Origin of the sequence: Atribacter sp., from assembly GCF_035418125.1 — a bacterium.
In the GTDB taxonomy this organism is placed as follows: Bacteria; Atribacterota; Atribacteria; order Atribacterales; family Atribacteraceae; genus Atribacter; species Atribacter allofermentans.
Window position 1 is genome coordinate 1 of sequence record NZ_DAOLQM010000280.1, and the last position, 2,654, is coordinate 2,654.

At 37.7% G+C, this 2,654-nt stretch carries 2 protein-coding genes; both read left to right on the forward strand.

The features are described from left to right. Nucleotides 1–338: 338 nt before the first annotated feature. Nucleotides 339–1,535, forward strand: coding sequence for a substrate-binding domain-containing protein (locus PLK24_RS10505; protein WP_324478916.1), 1,197 nt, complete (start codon nucleotides 339–341; stop codon nucleotides 1,533–1,535). A gap of 238 nt (nucleotides 1,536–1,773) precedes the next feature. After that, the coding region (locus tag PLK24_RS10510; RefSeq protein ID WP_324478918.1) for an alcohol dehydrogenase catalytic domain-containing protein at nucleotides 1,774–2,654 on the forward strand (881 nt) is incomplete at its 3' end.

Genomic DNA, 2,654 nt, shown 5'->3' on the forward strand with positions numbered 1-2,654 from the left:
ATAAATCATGTCTAAAATTACCTTAATTGGGTTGGGAAAAGCTGGAATATATAAAGTGATATTTAACTGGTTTCATAAAAATTCTGATAAGATATTATTAAAACATAGAGTATCGAGATGGAATAATTACAATTTAGAAATTCCTCAATCTCATATATTACTCATCTAATATCCAATAGACATCCCATAAACTAAATTTTTTTAGTAATCACTTTATAAAGAATAAACCGTTTTAAATCTCGGAGTTACTCAAGGAGGTGAATTTTTAAGTAATCCATATTTTTAGTAATTATAATAACATGTCAGTAGTAAAATTTATTAATTAGGAGGGTTTATTAATGAATATTCTAAGATTATCTTTGAAAAAAAAGGTTTGTTTATTAGTTACCGTGTTATTCCTATTAGGATCTCTATCAATGGTTACTTTTGGTGCCGAGGAGAACAGTAAATTCAAAGAAATTCCTTTGGAATGGATTTTAGAATTACAAGAAAAGCTCGCTGCTAATGTAATGACTCCCGGTGGACCCAATAATGAAAAAGTTCTCAGTGCTGATGCTTTAAGCCTAACACCGGAAGAAATTGAAGCCGCTAAGCAGTTAACCTTTGGAGAATACTTTTTCATGGGTGCTAGCCTTGACGAAACCGAAGTACTCAATAAGTATGGTATGGATAAGATCCTTTCTGAATTAGGCAAAGAACCTATTGCATTTATGGGATCAGCATCTATTGCCGAGCAGATGGACCAAATTGATGCTTTAGCCGGAAAGGCAAGCGCTGTGAATTTTGTTGTAGCCCAAGCTTGGGAAGCAGTTACTCTTGGTCCATCTTTTGTTGCTCTTTCAAAAGCTGGCGTCCCACAAGTTCACAACTGGACAACACCAGCAGGTTTATATGGAGAAGAAAACTATATTGGTTTGGTCGATGCAGATGGCTATGGGCAAGGTGCAGCAGCAGCAGAGATTTTGGCTTATGCAATGGATTATAAGGGTGAAGTTGGACTTATTTACTTTGCCTTGGAACAATGGACCAATGTCATGCGTCTAAAAGGCGCAAAGGATACTTTTGCAAAATATCCAGAAATAAAAATTATAGCTGAGGCAGGTTTTACTGATCCATCGGAAAGTTATGATTTAGCTTTGGGTATGTTGCAGGCCAACCAGGATATCGATGCAGTCTGGGGAACCTGGATGATGGGACCGGCAACCGGTGCTGCTGAAGCCGTAATTGCACTAAAGAAAGCTGGTGAAATAGTCGTTGCTGCTCCCGATTTAGGAGGAATTACTGGAGCCAGATACATCGCTGATCCTAACCATCCAATTATTGGATGCGGTGAGGCAGATTGTATCGAAATGGGAGAAAATTCAATTCGAGCAGCTGTAAAATGGATGTTAGGAAAAAAGGATGAGGTTCGGAATGGATATTTTGTAAGCAATGTTTATCCTATTGTTCGAGCCAATCTGGTCGATGGTTTTAATGCTGCAACTCGGGGGGCTTCCGGCGAGCTACCACAGGATGTTCTTGATCTCCTAAAATAATTTCTCTTGAGGGGGGTTCAATCCCCCCTCAGTATCCCAAATTTTTTAAAATATCTTTGGTCTTTAAAAATAATTATCAAAAAATTGAAAAATGTCTTTTTCTTTTTAAAAAATTGATTAAGCAACTTAATTTGATTACTTCGAGATTTTACCGTATTAAATAAGTATTGGTTGAGAATCACTTATTAATCCTAACAGTTAAAAAGATTGCGAATAATTTTATAAAAGGAGGATGTTAATGAAAATAAAGGGGGTTTATTTACCGGGAAATAAGGAAGCACATATTAAAGAATGGGAAATTCCTGATCCTCAAGGAGACGAGGTACTGATTAAAATTAAAGCATCAGCTCTTTGTGCAAGTGATTTAAGTATTTACCATGGGCGACCACTAATACCAGGATATCCTGCTGGAACATTTATCGTTGGGCATGAGCCTTGTGGTGTAGTTTATAAGGCTGGTCCTTGTGTGAAAAATTTAAAAGAAGGCGATCGGGTCGCTACAATATGTTTTGTCGGATGCGGTCACTGTCAGTATTGTCGTGGTGGAGAACCTAATCTCTGTATTAATAATCCAGGTGTTTTAGGTTTTAATATGCATGGTGCCGATGCTGAATACCTTTTAATCGCCGAGAGGTCATGCCTTCCTATGCCGGATAAAATGAGTTTCGTAACCGGTGCAGTTTCAACTGATGCAATAGGAAACCTTTATTCAACTATGAAAGCTATGAATGTTTGTGGCAATGATGTAGTAGCTATAACCGGATTAGGACCCATGGGACTGAGTGGTGTACTCGCAGCAGTAAATATGGGAGCAACCGTACTGGCTATTGATCCCGTTGAGGAAAGGCTCAATAAGGCAAAAGATTTGGGTGCACAGTATGTTCTTAATCCAAAAAAAGTTTCTCCGGTAGAATTTGTTAAAGAAAATTTCCCCAGTGGTGTTGATAAAAGTGTAGATTGCTCAGCTAACGAGGAAGCTATTAATACTCTCCTCAATATAGCAAGAAAACACGGGATTGTTTCTCAAATTGGGGAACCAGGTGAAAAAATGATTGCGATCAATCCTAGTGAGCAGCTCATTCGAAAAAAAGTGAGTTATATCGGTTCATGGTATTTTAA